This is a genomic window from Legionella massiliensis (assembly GCF_000756815.1).
GTDB lineage: Bacteria > Pseudomonadota > Gammaproteobacteria > Legionellales > Legionellaceae > Tatlockia > Tatlockia massiliensis.
Genome location: NZ_CCVW01000002.1, coordinates 778,072 through 792,292 on the forward strand (window position 1 = coordinate 778,072; position 14,221 = coordinate 792,292).

Genomic DNA, 14,221 nt, shown 5'->3' on the forward strand with positions numbered 1-14,221 from the left:
ATGTGTGGGATAGTCGGCATTTATAGCCATGAACCAGTCGCTTATGAGCTCTTTGAGAGTCTTATTCACTTGCAGCATAGAGGTCAGGATGCTGCAGGTATACTCACCTGTGATCAGCGGTTTTACACTAAGCACGGCCTGGGTCTGGTGCGCGAGATTTTTAATCCGGACAATGTTGCAACCCTAGGAGGCAATATTGGAATTGGCCATGTCCGCTACCCCACCGCAGGCGGTTACAGCGAATCGGATGTTCAACCTTTATGGATTGGCAGCCCACGTGGAATAGCCCTTGCCCATAATGGCAATCTGACCAATTATCCGGAACTTGCTGATGAGATTCGTTTAAAACAATATCGCCACCTCAATTCATCGCTCGATTCAGAGGCTATGCTCTTGATTCTTGCCGATATGCTCTCTTATGCCAATGAAGACGACGCCAGTTTTTTCGAACTACTATGCAAAGCTGTGCAGCATATTTTTAAGCGTGTAGAAGGTGCCTATTCCATTGTTTCAGTCATTATTGGTAAGGGTTTGGTTGCCTTTCGCGATCCCCACGGTATTCGCCCCCTGGTTTGGGGTACGCGAGAAAATCCAAATGGGACTGTCGATACTATTTTTGCTTCAGAAACAACACCCTTTTATGCCTTAGGCTTTAAACCACAAGGCGATATTTTGCCTGGTGAGGTAGCCTTTATCGATCTCTCTGGTAAATTACATCGCCGCGTACTACAAAAAGAAGAATTTAGACCCTGTGTATTTGAATATGTTTATTTTGCGCGTCCAGACTCCACACTCAATAATGTCAGTGTCTATCGTGCTCGTTTGCGAATGGGACAAAATTTAGCTCAACAGTGGAAAGATAAGTACCCAGATCTTATTCCCGATGTAGTCATCCCCGCACCGTCAACAGCCAACACCGCAGCCTTATCCTTCGCCCACGAATTAGGGGTACGCTATTCAGAAGGCTTGTATAAAAACCCCTTTATTGGCCGTACTTTCATTATGCCTAACCAGAAAGCCCGCAGCCGCAGTATTCGCTATAAATTAACGCCTCAGCGTACGGAAATTGAAAACAAGGTTGTAATGATCGTTGATGACAGCATTGTCCGCGGCACCACCTCACGAGAAATTGTGAAGATGATCCGTGAATTTGGCGCAAAGAAGATCTATTTTGCCTCAACCTCACCAGCGCTTAAGAACCCCTGTTTCAGCGGCATTGATATCCCTTCTCGCAAGGAACTGATTGCCGCGAATCAAACAGAAGAAGAAATTGCCAAATATCTTGGGGTCGATGCTTTAATGTACCAATCCCATGAAAATCTTGTTGAAGCGGTCACCCGCCGTGGCGACCATCATATTAAAAAACCCTGTATGGCCTGTATGGATGGCGATTATTTCTCTAAAAAAATAACTACAGACAAAATGCAACAGTTAGAAGAACAACGCGAAGCAAGCAGAGTTCCTAATATTGATAAGATAGGGGATTTTACTGAATGAGAATTCTTGTTATTGGTTCTGGCGCCCGCGAACACGCTATTGTTAAAGCTCTGATTCGCTCCTCACAAGACACAACCATCTATTGCTTTGGCACCACTGTAAATCCCGGTATCTTTGCACTGAGTGACAAATATGTTGCCGGTGATATTAACAAATGCGAAGCAGTCCTCGCAAAGGCCAAGGCCTGGAAAATTGAATTGGCCATCATTGGCCCAGAAGCCCCACTTGAGCAGGGTTTAGCAGATCAACTTTGGGAGCTGGGCATTCCAACCATTGGTCCCAAAAGAGCTTTAGCGCAGATTGAAACTTCTAAAGAATTTGCTCGCGATCTCATGAAAAAATATCAGATTGCCGGCCTGCCCCGCTATCAAAAATTCAACAGCTTGGAAAATGCAGAACTCTTTCTCCACGAACTCGGCGCAGAAAATTATGTGATTAAAGCCAATGGCTTAATGGGAGGAAAGGGAGTAAAGGTAGCCGGCGAACACTTGCACTCTTTCGCAGAAGCAAAGCATTTTTGCCAGGAAATTCTTTCTAAAAAGCAAAGCTTCATCATTGAAGAAAAGTTAGTGGGTGAAGAATTTTCCTTCATGTGCTTTGCAGATGGCCGCCGCCTGATTCCCATGCCCTTAGTACAAGATCACAAACGAGCCTTTAAGGGTGATACAGGTCCTAATACAGGAGGAATGGGCTCTTATTCTGACTCGAATCATAGCCTGCCCTTCTTAACGCCTGAAGATGCAGAACAAGCCTTCGCGATTAATCAAGCTGTTTTCCAAGCCTTATCCTCTGAGTTTAATGAGAAATATATTGGCATTTTGTATGGTAGTTTTATCGCCACCAAAGATGGGATTTATGTCATTGAATTCAATGCTCGTTTTGGAGATCCTGAGTCCTTGAATGTTTTATCTATTCTTGAATCTGATTTTCTTGAGCTCTGCCTTGCAATGATTCATGGTGATTTATCGCCTGAAGCAGTGAAATTTGCGAATAAGGCGACGGTTTGTAAATATGCAGTTCCCTTAGGCTACCCAGATAAACCCATGAAAGATTTTGTGGTCGATTTTTCCAAAGTGGAAGACCAAGACCACTTATATCTAGCATCCGTACACAAGATTGATCACATGAGCCGCGCAGCTGGCTCGCGCACAGCCGCTTATGTGGGAGTTGCCGATACTCTCTCAGCAGCAGAAGCCTTGGCTGAAAAAGAAATTATCAGAATTGATGGGCCCCTTTATCATCGTGAAGATATAGGCAGCCAACAACTAATACAGCGTCGAATCGAACACATGCGAAGGATACGAGCCTCATGATTCGTCTCGCTATCTTAGGCTCAACGCGGGGCACTAACCTGACCGCTATAGTAGAGGCTATTAATCAAAAACGCTTAAATGCCTCCATCGAATTGATTATTAGCAATAAATCCAATGCCTTGATTTTAGAAAGAGCGGCTAATTTTGGCCTCAATGCCCTTTTTGTTAATCCTAAGGGATTAAGCCGAGAAGATTACGATAAGCATTTATCTCAAATACTTAAGGAATCCAAGATTGATCTTATCGTGCTGATTGGCTACATGCGTATATTATCACCACTCTTTGTTTCAGACTGGGAAAAAAAAATCATTAATATTCATCCCTCGCTCTTACCCGCCTATTCAGGATTAATGAATCTTGATGTGCATCAAGCAGTCTTAGATGCCGCAGAAACGGTGACTGGCTGTACCGTACATGTTGTTAACGAGGAAGTTGATGCAGGACCAATAATCTTGCAAAAAAGTTGCCCTGTTTTAAAAGATGATACTGCAGAAAGTTTAAAAGACAGAGTGCAACAATTGGAGGGATCGGCCTTAGTAGAGGCTATACAGAAAATAACAAAGGCTTTTTAAAGAATTTCGAATCTGCAACCCCTCATCCGCCCTCCGGGCACCTTCTCCCCTAAGGGGCGAAGGGAAAAAGCAAAATCCCTTCTCCCTTTTAGGGAGAAGGTGCCCGGAAGGCGGATGAGGGTTCTTAAGAAAGAAAAAATGAAGGGAGCTCTTTGGGAACAACCCAACCCGAAAGGCACAGAGAGTCTTTCTCAGACTTTAAACGAACTTATCAATGACCAAGAGGTGATCATGTCAAATATTTTAGTATCTATTTTAATGGGATCAAAATCGGATTGGGCGATTATGGAAGAAGCTAGCCGCACTCTTGATAGCCTCAACATCCCTCACGAAGTACGAGCCCTATCAGCCCATCGTACTCCTGATGCTCTCTTTGAATATTTGAAGTCTGCAGAAGAAAATGGCGTTGAAGTATTTATCGCTGCAGCTGGTGGTGCCGCTCATTTACCCGGTGTTGTTGCAGCAAAAACCCTGTTACCAGTCTTAGGCGTTCCCATGCCCTCATCAACATTCACCGATGGCCTCGACGCCCTTCTCTCAATTGTACAAATGCCGGCAGGTATTCCCGTGGGGACTCTCGCAGTCGGTAAGGCCGGAGCGATTAATGCAGCGATTTTGGCAGCGGCAATCCTTGGTAATAAATACCCAGAGTATCAGGCAGCAGTCAGAAAACATCGAGAAAACCAAGCGAAAAAGGTTTTGGAAAACTCAGTGATTAGATAATTGAACCCCATCGTTGGATCCCGCGGTCGATGCCGCGGGAATTCGGAATTATAGAAGCCATTAGAATCTTCGTAACCCCGCGGCATCAACCGCGGGGTCCAACGATAATGCAAACTCGAGGGGACTCGGAATCTAGGCACTCAACAATAAGGAAATCTCAATATGCTAACACAGGAATGGCCTGCTCATGATTATGCGATTGGTTCTTATATTCAAGCCAGCATTGCCAATAATTATCTTCAAGCCTTAGAAATAGAGCCCGGAGATGATGTCTTGGATATTGGCTGCGGCAATGGGGCATTTAGCCGTAAGATTATAGATAAAATCCCGCAAGGCCAGTTTTTAGGGATAGATGCTTCGGAAAATATGTTGGCATTAGCAAGACAAGAGTTTACTGCATATCCTAATGCTAATCTGCAGCATGCAGATGTATTAGCCATGCCTTTTAGCAATCAATTTGACTACATCGTCTCATTTTGGTGTTTGCAATGGTGTGCCTTTGCCATTGACAGAGCCTTCCTCAATATTCATAAAGCCTTAAAATCTAAGGGAAAGGTCCTCGCTCTTTTCCCCTCTGGAGATGATCCTTTCATTACCAGCTATTACGCTATCAAAGCCTCTGGACAATTTTCTTGTTTAAACGATTTTAAACCGCCGGTGGATTATCAGCACTTTCAAAACTTGGAACAAAAAATACGCGTACTACCTTTTAAACACCTGAAAATTGAACGACTCAAGCATCAATTTCTTTTACCCTCCTTGGACGTTTTCCGTAAATTTGTTAACGGCATTGCTTTTTTTCAAGGTCAAATACCTGATGAGCAAATCAAAACTCTGAATGAAGCCATGGTTGATGTCTATGAACGAGAATGCCAAGAGAAATTCTCTGGTGAGTATTGGTTTAATTTATCGATTTATTTGGTTCAAGGGGAAAAATAAATTATTTGATAATAGTTGTGAATTAGAAATAGGCCAGGTCAAGGATTTTTGTTCATTTAAAACACTATTACTTTCAACTAGACATGCTCCGTTCGGTCTGAAGAAGCGCATAGCGCTGTCTCGAAGCCTTGGCTAGAGCCTTAGAGACCTGACAGCTATGGGCTTTGTTGACTATTGAGACCCAGCTCTACATTCAAAACCGATAACGAGGCGCTTCCTCTGGTCGTGCAGTTAATTGCGTCCTTTGTTCTGGAGTGGCACTCTTAGCTAGAGAAGGACTCTTAAAAAACTCCCGAACAATCTCTTTATCTTCAACCTTTGAAAGTACGTCATATATACCCAGATTAGCGCTCGCAAGTAAATGTGGATATGAGATCATGGCTAGGGCAAAATCCTTTGGAGTTTGCGGGATGCTATCGTATTTATAATCATTAGCTACAAGATGATTCCTATGCTGCACTTTTAGGCTTTCATAATCTCTAGGTCCTAGTGCCGTCCTCAAAGGAGGTATTCGGTGAGATAGCACTACACATTTCAGCAATAATTCCTCCACATGAGCTATCCATTCCCCCCGCACCTCGAAGTTCTTGTTGAATACCCGCATTGGGATAGGTTCTTGGAGTAATAACATGTTTTTTGGCTTTGCCAGGTCTATTCGGAATCGATGCGCGTAATACGTCCTGAACACCATTGATAGCTGCTTGCTCCCAGTCTGGGTAATTAGGCAGCGAATTAATAACCATGATTTCATTCTTGCTTGGATCGCCAAAACTAGCAATTCTGACAGCAATTGCACCGACATGCCCAGGACCAGAGCTATTCATACCAAAATTATAAACAAGAGTCACAGGCAAGCTATGCGGCGGATTGCCATTGAGGTTTTTCATTGCTGCTTTGACATGCTCATTAAGGACGTTTTTAAGACCCTCGGCATTGTCTCGACTTTTATCATAGCCTGGCTTACCTGCCACGTTTGTGATGATAGGAGGAAAAACCGAACAATGATACTTATTAACTCCCGAAGGAATATTGACCTTCACCTGTACAGGTCGTTAATCGTCGCTAAAGAAAAAAAACGCTGGCATCTCTTTTTGTTCTTGATTTAAGAAAACATCTTTTCTATTAATCACATCGCCTACTTCTTCTGGAAAGTATGCTCGATTATAAGGGTTCGCTGCTGTTCAAAATTCAGGAACACGATTGTTGCTGATAACTCCCTGAACCATTCTAGGCGCACTAGCAATATTGTTATGATTTTGGTTTGCGTTAGCCTGTTGAATCTGTGGGCCACGTCGATAATCAGGCCACATATTTTTATAAATCGTAGAGTGTACTTGGATTAGCCGTTCATAATTTCCTTCTTACTTAATGGCATCCGTTAATGCTGGTGTCATAAACATCCTTTTAATAACTTTCTCATCTCTAAGTTTTGCGCAAACATCAAAAAGAACCTCGGAAAAATATATTGCTACTTTTATTATAATAGACAGGCATTTAACCAATGATTATTCTTATTACGCATTTATTGAAATTATAGTAAAAAACAAATTAAGTATTGGATTGTAATAGGTGATCCCTATCACCCTAATGCAACGTCATCCAGAGCGCAGCGAAGGATCTCCGAGATTAACACTGTGCCACATTCAGGAGATCCTTCGCTGCGCTCTGGATGACGTTGCGCTGAGACAAGGAGGGACTTGACCTATTACATTGGATTTAATGTAGCCTGGATGCAGTGAAGCAAAATCTGAGGGCAGTGGAACGACTTCTCGGATTCCGCTTCGCTGCAGGACTAATCTATTAAGAAGCACAAGGAGGTATGCGGAGTTCGCTAACTATTTAGTAAACTCTGCTTATCGATCAAAAATCATCGCTAATTTATTTAATACAGCATCGACCTGAACTAATTTCATCGTATCTTCGCCATGGGCGTGTGTTCCCCAAACATTGGTTTCTTCGGTCTTATTAAGCACCGATTTTACCGCCTCTGGATAACAATCGACCGCCAGATGTTTGAAAATATAAGGTCCTGATACCTCTGCGCTGGTTACAGCATGCAGGGCAACAACTGGGGTATTTACTGCTGCCGCCATATGCGAAGGCCCAGTATCAGGGCATAAGACTGCCTGAGCCTGGTTTATCACAGCAAGTAATTGCTTGGGTTTTGTTTTACCGACCAAATCGACACAAGAAACCTGTTGCAATATTTCATCAGCTAAGCTGCGATCATAAGCACCTGGACCGCCTGTTAAAACTGCTTGTACCTGCCAACGATCCTGGGCTGCTTTGATAACTTCCACATAGCGCGCCACAGGCCAACTGCGCTCCGGCTTAGATGCTGCTGGATTCACTACTAAGATAGGCTGTTTATCGGGTAAATGTGCGCGAGCCCATTCGTGATCAGCCTCATTGATAACTAAATCCCAACGTAGGTCAGGCTTTTCAATACCGAGGGCATAGGCAAATTTTAAGAAGCCCTCTAGGGTATGGTCCTGACCCGGTGCGATCCTTTCATCGACAAACCATCCATGCCCATCCTTAGCACGCAACTTGTCATAGCCAATCTTTCGATCTGCTGAAATTAAGGGATAAAGCAAATTGGCACGAAAGCTTGCCTGAGGAGCTAAGAGTACATCGAATTTTCTACCCTTTAGCTGTTTCTTAAAACGCCAATAATCGGCCAGGTTATTAGGCTTGCTAATGACAATGAATTCAACACCATCCATCCCTTCAACCATGTCATAGGCGGGTCGTGAAATGACCCAGGTAATGGCAACATTAGGCAAATTGGCTTGTAAAGTCCGCACAGTGGGTACAAACATAAGGACGTCACCCAAGGCAGACAAACGGACGACACAAATTGATTTAATCATTCTTCTAAAACAAACTTTGAACCACAGTAAGGACATATTTCCGAGCCAGTTTCTTCAATTGGCAAGTAAACTTTAGGATGGGCATTCCATAGAACCATTTCATCGGTCGGGCAGCTTAAAGGTAAATCACGCTTATGTACAATGTATTTCTTTTCAGTACATGCCGGTTGCTCTTTTTTCTCGGACATCGTTTTCCCCTATGAATCTCAATTTAAAGCTGGCTATTATCCTAAAAAAAGCAGCTGATCTCCACTAGGAGATCAGCTGCTTTTTTTAGGATTATCCAATATTTCATTAATGAGCGCTACGATTTCACTCTTTGTCGTCGGACTTTCACAAGAGAAATTGATAGCCCCAGGCCAACCGCGTAACCAGGTCAATTGTCTTTTAGCAAGCTGGCGAGTTGCAGCAACCCCTTTCAGGCGCAGCGTTTCGTAATTATAATCCCCTGCCAGATAATTAATGACCTGACGATAACCCACACAGCGCATTGCTGGGCAGGTTGGGGCTAAATGCCATTTTTGCAATAATTCTGCGACTTCATAAACAAGCCCTAGATTTAACATCTGCTCAAAGCGGTCAGCGATGCGAGCATGTAACCAGGCACGATCTTCGGGCTGCAAAACTAGATTTACAAACTGATAATTTTGATTTTCTTTCTGCTCTGACCAAAAGGAAGAAAGCGGTTTTCCAGTTAAATTATAAACTTCCAAAGCACGCTGAATACGTTGGGTATCATTGGGATGAATCCGCGCCGCAGATTGAGGATCAACCTGAGTTAACTGCTGATGCATATAATCCCAACCATATAATTCTGCTTGCTGGGTCAGCACAGCCCTTAACGTATCATCAGCCTGGGGCAAAGGAGAGAGTCCCTGCTGCAATGCATTGAAATACATCATTGTTCCGCCAACTAAGAGCGGCAATTTATGGCGGCGATATATCGCTTCACATAACGCTACAGCATCCTCACAAAACTGCGCTGCAGAATAACTATCTGGCGGATCAATAATATCAATTAAGTGATGAGGTGCGCTTGCAAGTTCTTCAGGGCTTGGCTTTGCAGTACCAATATTCATTTCTTTGTAAATCATTGCAGAATCAACACTAATGATTTCAAAGGGAAAGGATTTAACCAGCTCACAAGCCAAGGCTGTTTTACCCGAGGCAGTAGGCCCCATTAAGCAAAAAATAGTTTTAGGCATTTAGTACACCTCGGCAGGCTTCTGTTGATAAATGCTTGCACCAGTTTTTAAATTTATCATTTGCCGAACTCTGTATATAGTCAATTAAAACTCCAGCCTCTTCCTGGCTAAGCAGCTGGGTATTGAATAATTGGCAACCTGTTAATAAAACAAGCAACTCAGCTGTTGCTGGTTGTTCCAACTCAAATACCCTTGTTAGGAAGAGCTTCAAATCTAAATGAGGTACCGCTCGAGGCAAACTTCGAATTATCAGTGTATTCTCACCAACCAAGTCCAATTCAATGCCTACAAGAGCCAGAGCTTGGTAATAGGAACTAATCGCTTCAGCCCTAGATGACTTAATAGGAAAACTCACCGGAACCAACAGCGGACGGCAAGCCAAGGGTAAAGATTCTGTGTTGAGAAAGTCTAAGAGCCAATTTTGTTGGATGGCAATCACATCAACTATATAAGGCTGTTCTTGCAAAAACAGCAAAGCAAAGGAGGGATTTAAGACAATCCAGCTTTTTAACTCAGTTCTTGGGATGCTCAGATTTCTTGTTTGCAAAGGCGGCGGAGTATAAGGCTCGCTTAGCTTTAATACCTTAGACTCAGTCGGCATCTCGTATTGCGGTTGCAGTACAGGGGGCTGCAAGGCCTTCTGTAATTGTGAGCTGATGAAATCATGCACCAACCGAGGTTGCTGAAAGCGGACCTCATGTTTGGTGGGATGGACATTCACATCCACTTCAACAGGGTTAATCGTTAAATACAATAAGCAAGCTGGATGGCGCCCAGGATGTAAGAGGCTCTCGTAGGCCTGCTTAATTGCATGATTAAGCAACTTGTCTTTGACCATGCGATTATTCACATAAATCCAAAGTTTATCATTTTGGCTACGTTGATAATCTTCTGTACTTATCCAACCTGATAAATGCAGACCGGCATGTTCTACATCAAGGTAACAGGATTGCTCAATAAAGGTTTTACCCAATAATTTGCGAATCCTCGCAAGCTTGGATTTATCACAGGTTGCAGACGGCAAACTCAATTGTTGTTTGCCATTATGCGTCAACTGAATAGCAATCTGCGGAGCACTTAGAGCAAAACGTTTGACAACAAGCTCAATCGCTTGAAATTCGCTTCGTTCAGATTTTAAAAATCGTTTCCTAACTGGCGCATTAAAAAAAATATCTCGAACATCTATCGTTGTTCCCTGGCTGCGGGCACAGGGTCTTAGATTAATACGCTCACCACCTTCCGTGCTAAGCATTGTGGCATGTTGCTGCCCTGCGGGTTTAGAGCTGATTGCTAAGCGCGAAACAGAGGCGATACTGGCCAAGGCTTCTCCACGAAATCCCATACTAGCAATTGAATATAAATCATTTAGCTGGCTGATTTTAGAGGTCGCATGAGCCGCGATGGCAAGTGGTAAATCTTCTTCTACAATGCCGCTGCCATTATCGCTAATTTTCACCTGTGTTAAGCCGCCATAGCCGATATCGATGCTAACACTATCCGCCTGGGCGTCTAATGCGTTTTCCAATAGCTCTTTTACTATCGAAGCAGGACGTTCTATAACTTCGCCAGCAGCAATTTGGTTTGCTACTGCGGGTGGTAGTTGCTGTATTCTCATGCTAAGGGTGAAGGAATAACGAGCCTTTGTCCCGCTCGCAGTTGAGCACCTGTTAAATGGTTGGCCGTTTGTAGTGCAGCAACAGAAGTATGATACTTAGCAGCAATTTTGGGCAGAGATTCGCCTCTTTGCACTAAATGAGTATTCGAGCCTCCGGCCATCGCTTCAACCCTTGTTCCATGAGGAGGATAATCCCAAAAATAAGTTTTGAGTCCCTGAAAAATCGCTTGCGTGAGTTTAGCTTGATAAGCAGGGCTAGTCAGATTTTTTTCCTCATGTGGATTAGAAATAAACCCGGTTTCAATCAAAATTGACGGAATATCAGGGGACTTAAGCACCATAAAACGCGCCTGTTCGACTTTATGATTATGTAAGGACGTCACCGGATGGATATTATGCAAAACTCTCTCGCCCATGTGCACACTTGAACCAATTGTCGCTGTTTGCGATAAATCAATTAACACGGTACGAACCAAACCACTTTGATCATCTAAATCCGATAAATTAACCCCACCCAATTCAGAATAGTTTTCTTTTTCAGCCAGCCAACGCGCAGCTTCCGAGGTCGCGCCAGATTGCGATAAAGCAAAAACCGAAGCCCCACTTGATTGTTGATTGATAAAGGCATCAGCGTGAATAGAAACGAAAACATCCGCATTGTATTTTCTTGCAATCGTTAAACGCTCACGCAAACCAATATAATAATCTCCTTTTCGGGTAAGCACGGCACGCATGCCAGGTTGTCTATCGATAATTTGCTTCAGCTTTAAAGCAATCGCCAAGGTTACATCTTTTTCTGAAGAACGCCCAGGCCCTCTTGCCCCAGGATCTTTTCCTCCATGACCAGCATCAAGCACAACAACAACATCACGCAACCCCCGACCAGGTGCATGTTTTACCGCAACAGGCTCTGCGATTGCGGTTACTAAGGGAGCCTCAGTTTTCGTTGCAACATCCTTAACCGTTGGAATTTTTTGACTAGGACGGATTGGCTTTGCTTTCACTAAACCACCATTCGCTGACAAATCAACTGAAAAGCCATTTTTAGCTGCAGAGGGACTTGTTCGGGTTTGTACGACTTGATTCACTTCAAAAACCAGACGCAAAGTATGGGGATTAGGCCTTCCGCTACGAATATATTTGATTAGTTGGCTGCCCAAATTAACACGATTGATCTTGAGAGCTAACTCAGTATCTTCAAAATCAATAACAACCCGATTAGGATTTGTCAGAGTAAATACCTTATGAGCGACAGCACTATCTAAATTAAACAGTACTGAGGGATGCCCCGACTCTTGCTTAATCGTTATCGATAGCAGTTTTGCAGCCATCAGGATGGAACAGGATACCATCAACAAACAAAACAAAAACGTTCGCTTAATCATTGTTACCCACAAGACAAGACAAAATTTTTTCTCCAGTGGTGCTTGTTGCATCTAAGGTCAGCAAACGCCCACTCCCACTAATAGTCAATGCAAAATTAATATCAACTTGCTCAAGGCTATGCACCGCACGCTCTGGCCATTCAATGCAGCAGACAGCATTTTCAAGGAAATAATCTCTAAAACCAATATACTCTAGCTCAGTCTCATCATGAATACGATACAGATCAAAATGATGAATTTGCAAGTGTTCGCTCTCATAACTTTCAATCAGTGAAAAAGTTGGACTTTTGATCGCCGATTTAATACCTAAGGCACGTAACATCGCGCGAATAAAAGTCGTTTTTCCAGCGCCAATTTCGCCGCTAAAAGTTAGTACTAAGGGCGAGTACAAACAGTTGGCCAATCGTGTCGCTAATAATTCTGAATCAACCTCAGTTGCAAGTTCAATTGAACAAACCTTTGTCATGCATACATCCGTTGATTCACTAGACCTTGTAGATAAAGCATTAAATCACTAGCTACTATCCCCCGCTCCCCCCTTTCCGCTGCAGCAGCATCACCTGCTTTTGCATGAAGCCAAACACCTAACTTCGCTGCATCGGCAAGCAATAAGCCTTGTGCCACCAATCCAGCAATAACCCCGGATAGAGCATCCCCCATACCAGCACTTGCCATGCCTGGATTTCCAGCATTGCAAAGATAGATCTCAGATTTATCGGTTGCAACCAAGGAACCAGCTCCTTTCAAAACAATATTTCCACCATAGACATCTTGCAATCGCCTTATGGCCTGATAGCGATCTTGCTGAATTTCTGCCGAAGTGCAATTTAGTAAACTCGCAGCCTCCCCCGGATGTGGGGTCAAAATCCAATTATCATCATGCTGTTGATTATCTGCGAGCAGACGTAAGGCTGAAGCATCAATCACCATCGGTAATTGTGAAGCCATTGCTGTGGTAAACAACATTTTTGCCCATTCATCTTCGCCAAGCCCAGGACCAATAATACAAACAGTCGCTCTATTAATCAGAGGTAACATTTCCGCCGCTTCTTCGATGCCATAAATCATTGCCTCTGGTAACAGCGGTAAGGATTGGCTAGCGTATTCCGGCCTCGTCGCAATAGTCACCATACCGGCACCAACTCTTAATGCGGCATTAGCAGCCATTAGGACAGAGCCCGGCATGCCATACCCCCCTCCAACAATCAGCACATGGCCAAAAAGACCCTTGTGAGAATTTTTGGGGCGCTTCGGCAACAGAAGCTGGTTTAGATAATTATCAATAAGATAGGCTGCTGGTTCTATAGCAGCTACACATTTATCAAGCTCCAGATTATGGCAAATCAGGTCACCACAATAATCAGCACCATCCAAAGTCATTAACCCGAGTTTATAACCGATAAAGGTCACCGTTTGGGTCGCTCGAACACAAGCCCCCATAACTTGGCCTGTATCCGCATCCAAACCCGAAGGGACATCAAGCGCTAAAACAGGAAGTTCAGCCTCGTTGATTTGGTTTATAGCTGTGGCTAAGGGACCATAGACCTCACCTTTCAAACCAATACCTAGTAGCGCATCAACAATCAATTCGATTTCTGGCTCAATTGGATCATCAAGGCATTGGCAAAGAACTCCGGCAGCTAAAGTCTGCAAAGCAGCATGGCGTGCAGCGGGAGGTAAATGCTCGACAGTCTTATATTGATTAATAACGACCGAAAACCCTTTTTCATGGGCAAGACGAGCCAGCACATAGCCATCACCAGCATTATTACCGCTACCACAGAAGACAGCGATTGAGCGTACATCAGGATATAAAATTTCAAGTGTAGAAAACGCGCTTGCTCCAGCCCGAGCCATTAACTCATCTTCGCTCAAACCTAACTCATCCGTAGCCATCAACTCGCAGCTGCGGATTTGACTAGCCTGATAGAGGGCTGTTTTTGAAGCTATCATAGCTATATGGCCTCATTCAGAGATACTGTTGCCCTCCCCACAGAGGAGGGATTTGAAGAAATGCTGTAACAATGGTAAGCGTTCACGCCCTATTCACCGAAAGTCTGTATTCCTCACAACTTGCACTCAAATCCAAACTTTCACCA

At 43.7% G+C, this 14,221-nt stretch carries 14 protein-coding genes; 5 read left to right on the forward strand and 9 right to left on the reverse strand.

Annotated elements, in window-relative coordinates:
* The 5 genes from purF (at nt 1) to BN1094_RS10505 (ending at nt 5,044) form a co-directional block, all read left to right on the forward strand.
* The gene (purF, locus tag BN1094_RS10485) at nt 1-1,497 is read left to right on the forward strand and encodes an amidophosphoribosyltransferase (protein ID WP_043874340.1); all 1,497 of its coding nucleotides are present in this window, start codon (nt 1-3) and stop codon (nt 1,495-1,497) included.
* Nucleotides 1,494-2,810: a phosphoribosylamine--glycine ligase gene (gene purD / locus BN1094_RS10490; protein WP_043874341.1), complete on the forward strand. Its 1,317-nt coding sequence runs from the start codon at nt 1,494-1,496 to the stop codon at nt 2,808-2,810. The genes purF and purD overlap by 4 nt, the downstream gene beginning before the upstream one ends.
* Nucleotides 2,807-3,382 carry a phosphoribosylglycinamide formyltransferase gene (purN, locus tag BN1094_RS10495; RefSeq protein WP_043874342.1) on the forward strand — a complete coding sequence of 192 codons (576 nt, stop codon included), beginning with the start codon at nt 2,807-2,809 and terminating at the stop codon, nt 3,380-3,382. The genes purD and purN overlap by 4 nt, the downstream gene beginning before the upstream one ends.
* A 231-nt stretch (nt 3,383-3,613) precedes the next feature.
* Nucleotides 3,614-4,105 carry a 5-(carboxyamino)imidazole ribonucleotide mutase gene (purE, locus tag BN1094_RS10500; protein WP_043874623.1) on the forward strand — a complete coding sequence of 164 codons (492 nt, stop codon included), beginning with the start codon at nt 3,614-3,616 and terminating at the stop codon, nt 4,103-4,105.
* A gap of 162 nt (nt 4,106-4,267) precedes the next feature.
* Nucleotides 4,268-5,044, forward strand: a complete 777-nt coding sequence (locus BN1094_RS10505; protein WP_043874343.1) for a class I SAM-dependent methyltransferase — start codon at nt 4,268-4,270, stop codon at nt 5,042-5,044.
* A 193-nt stretch (nt 5,045-5,237) separates the two neighbouring features.
* Here the strand turns inward: BN1094_RS10505 and BN1094_RS10510 are convergent, their stop codons facing one another.
* From BN1094_RS10510 to BN1094_RS10550, 9 genes are all read right to left on the reverse strand, one after another.
* Nucleotides 5,238-5,504 carry a hypothetical protein gene (locus BN1094_RS10510; RefSeq protein ID WP_043874344.1) on the reverse strand — a complete coding sequence of 89 codons (267 nt, stop codon included), beginning with the start codon at nt 5,502-5,504 and terminating at the stop codon, nt 5,238-5,240.
* A gap of 19 nt (nt 5,505-5,523) precedes the next feature.
* On the reverse strand, nt 5,524-6,084 hold the full coding sequence (locus tag BN1094_RS10515) for a hypothetical protein (RefSeq protein WP_141650462.1): 561 nt from the start codon (nt 6,082-6,084) through the stop codon (nt 5,524-5,526).
* 813 nt (nt 6,085-6,897) lie between these two features.
* Nucleotides 6,898-7,917: a glycosyltransferase family 9 protein gene (locus BN1094_RS10520; RefSeq protein WP_043874346.1), complete on the reverse strand. Its 1,020-nt coding sequence runs from the start codon at nt 7,915-7,917 to the stop codon at nt 6,898-6,900.
* A complete protein-coding gene (locus tag BN1094_RS10525; protein WP_043874347.1) occupies nt 7,914-8,105 on the reverse strand; it encodes a zinc-finger domain-containing protein in 192 nt (63 codons plus the stop codon). The genes BN1094_RS10520 and BN1094_RS10525 overlap by 4 nt, the downstream gene beginning before the upstream one ends.
* Nucleotides 8,106-8,177: 72 nt before the next feature.
* The gene (gene miaA, locus BN1094_RS10530) at nt 8,178-9,122 is read right to left on the reverse strand and encodes a tRNA (adenosine(37)-N6)-dimethylallyltransferase MiaA (protein ID WP_043874348.1); all 945 of its coding nucleotides are present in this window, start codon (nt 9,120-9,122) and stop codon (nt 8,178-8,180) included.
* Nucleotides 9,115-10,737, reverse strand: coding sequence for a DNA mismatch repair endonuclease MutL (gene mutL / locus BN1094_RS10535; RefSeq protein ID WP_043874349.1), 1,623 nt, complete (start codon nt 10,735-10,737; stop codon nt 9,115-9,117). Before mutL ends, miaA begins: the two co-directional genes overlap by 8 nt.
* Nucleotides 10,734-12,122 carry an N-acetylmuramoyl-L-alanine amidase gene (locus BN1094_RS10540; RefSeq protein ID WP_043874350.1) on the reverse strand — a complete coding sequence of 463 codons (1,389 nt, stop codon included), beginning with the start codon at nt 12,120-12,122 and terminating at the stop codon, nt 10,734-10,736. Before BN1094_RS10540 ends, mutL begins: the two co-directional genes overlap by 4 nt.
* Entirely contained in the window at nt 12,115-12,588 is a 474-nt protein-coding gene (tsaE, locus tag BN1094_RS10545) for a tRNA (adenosine(37)-N6)-threonylcarbamoyltransferase complex ATPase subunit type 1 TsaE (RefSeq protein ID WP_043874351.1), read from the reverse strand. Before tsaE ends, BN1094_RS10540 begins: the two co-directional genes overlap by 8 nt.
* Nucleotides 12,585-14,075 (reverse strand): bifunctional ADP-dependent NAD(P)H-hydrate dehydratase/NAD(P)H-hydrate epimerase, encoded by a 1,491-nt coding sequence (locus tag BN1094_RS10550; RefSeq protein ID WP_043874352.1) that lies wholly within the window; start codon nt 14,073-14,075, stop codon nt 12,585-12,587. Before BN1094_RS10550 ends, tsaE begins: the two co-directional genes overlap by 4 nt.
* Between the last annotated feature and the right edge of the window lie 146 nt (nt 14,076-14,221).

What these genes read in the sequence shown, in the direction of transcription:
- purD (WP_043874341.1), top strand. Translation starts at nt 1,494, where the DNA reads ATGAGAATTCTTGTTATTGGTTCTGGCGCCCGCGAACACGCTATTGTT.
- mutL (WP_043874349.1), bottom strand. Translation starts at nt 10,737, where the DNA reads ATGAGAATACAGCAACTACCACCCGCAGTAGCAAACCAAATTGCTGCT.
- miaA (WP_043874348.1), bottom strand. Translation starts at nt 9,122, where the DNA reads ATGCCTAAAACTATTTTTTGCTTAATGGGGCCTACTGCCTCGGGTAAA.
- BN1094_RS10520 (WP_043874346.1), bottom strand. Translation starts at nt 7,917, where the DNA reads ATGATTAAATCAATTTGTGTCGTCCGTTTGTCTGCCTTGGGTGACGTC.
- purE (WP_043874623.1), top strand. Translation starts at nt 3,614, where the DNA reads ATGTCAAATATTTTAGTATCTATTTTAATGGGATCAAAATCGGATTGG.
- tsaE (WP_043874351.1), bottom strand. Translation starts at nt 12,588, where the DNA reads ATGACAAAGGTTTGTTCAATTGAACTTGCAACTGAGGTTGATTCAGAA.
- BN1094_RS10550 (WP_043874352.1), bottom strand. Translation starts at nt 14,075, where the DNA reads ATGATAGCTTCAAAAACAGCCCTCTATCAGGCTAGTCAAATCCGCAGC.
- purF (WP_043874340.1), top strand. Translation starts at nt 1, where the DNA reads ATGTGTGGGATAGTCGGCATTTATAGCCATGAACCAGTCGCTTATGAG.
- BN1094_RS10505 (WP_043874343.1), top strand. Translation starts at nt 4,268, where the DNA reads ATGCTAACACAGGAATGGCCTGCTCATGATTATGCGATTGGTTCTTAT.
- purN (WP_043874342.1), top strand. Translation starts at nt 2,807, where the DNA reads ATGATTCGTCTCGCTATCTTAGGCTCAACGCGGGGCACTAACCTGACC.
- BN1094_RS10525 (WP_043874347.1), bottom strand. Translation starts at nt 8,105, where the DNA reads ATGTCCGAGAAAAAAGAGCAACCGGCATGTACTGAAAAGAAATACATT.
- BN1094_RS10540 (WP_043874350.1), bottom strand. Translation starts at nt 12,122, where the DNA reads ATGATTAAGCGAACGTTTTTGTTTTGTTTGTTGATGGTATCCTGTTCC.